The following is a 1,274-nucleotide window of genomic DNA, read 5'->3' on the forward strand; positions in this document are numbered from 1 at the left end:
GGTGAGCGCCCCCATCCGGTCCGCCACCGGCGCGCTGGCAAGGCGCCGGTCCGCGTCCAGCGTGGCGTCGCCGGGCAGGAGGCGTGCCGCCAGCTCCAGTTGGGCCGCGTCGCGCACCACCACGTCGATCCGGTCGCCGCCGGTCTTCGACTTCAGCTCGTCCGCCGTGCCGTCCGCGATGACCCGGCCCCGGTCGATCACCGAGATGCGGTGGGCGAGCTGGTCAGCCTCTTCGAGGTACTGCGTGGTGAGCAGCACCGTCGTGCCCCCGTCGACCAGGGAGCGCACCGCCTCCCAGACCTCCGTGCGGCCCCGGGGGTCCAGGCCCGTCGTCGGCTCGTCCAGGAACAGCACGTCGGGCTCCGTGATGAGCGAGGCCGCGAGGTCGAGGCGGCGCCGCATGCCGCCGCTGTACCGCTTGACCGCCTTGCGGCCGGTGTCCCCGAGCCCGAACCGCTCCAGGAGCTCGTCGGCCCGCACACCCGCGCGGCGGGCCCCCAGGTGGTAGAGCCGCCCGAACATGTCCAGGTTCTGCCGGCCGCTCAACTCCTCGTCCAGCGCGGCATGCTGGCCGAGCAGGCCGATGCGCCTGCGCACCTCGTCCGGCTGCCTGCGCACGTCGTACCCGGCGACCTCCGCCCGGCCCTCGTCCGCCCGCAGCAGCGTGGCGAGCACCCGCACCACTGTGGTCTTGCCCGCGCCGTTCGGGCCGAGCATGCCGTGCACCGTGCCGCGCCCGACCGTCAGGTCCAGGCCGTCGAGCGCCCACTTCTCCCCGTACCGCTTCCGTGCGCCCTCGACGACGATCGCGTCCGTCATCCGTCTCCCTCCGAGCCCCTGCCACCTCGTAGTCAAACTTGACTACAAGCTCAACGCGAAGGAAGGTATCCCCGAACCCAGGATTAGTCAAACTTGATCAGCGGTCGTCCTCCGCGTGCGGTTCCCCGGTCGCGAACGGGTTCTCCTCGCCCTCGGCGAGGATGCCCACGAACGGCTCGCCCTCCCCCGCGAACGTGTACGACCCGCCCTCGATCCGCTTGATCAGGCCCCTCGTCCACTCCACGCCCCCGTCGGCCATGTGGACCCAGAGGTTCATGATCTCGCCGATGTGCCCCAGCTGCTCCGGGCCGTCCTCGGGGATGTAGTACTCCGTGACGGAACTGCGCCACTCCTCGATCCCCCGCACCCGCTGCTTCAGCAGTTCGACCGCCTCGTCGCGGCGCAGGTCGACGATGAAGCCGAGGGCCGCGGAGAGCATGTCCGTCCGCTGGTCG

The 1,274-nt window shown here is 71.5% G+C and carries 1 protein-coding gene and 1 pseudogene; both read right to left on the reverse strand.

The window, feature by feature from the left end; genetic code table 11:
• A partial coding sequence (locus tag ACZ5CR_RS45740) for an ATP-binding cassette domain-containing protein (RefSeq protein ID WP_468869754.1) occupies positions 1-819 on the reverse strand: 819 nt, incomplete at its 3' end.
• Positions 820-916: 97 nt separating this feature from the next.
• Positions 917-1,274, reverse strand: a pseudogene (locus tag ACZ5CR_RS45745) (PadR family transcriptional regulator); the annotation flags it as partial.

This window comes from Streptomyces sp. NPDC031274, from assembly GCF_055570235.1.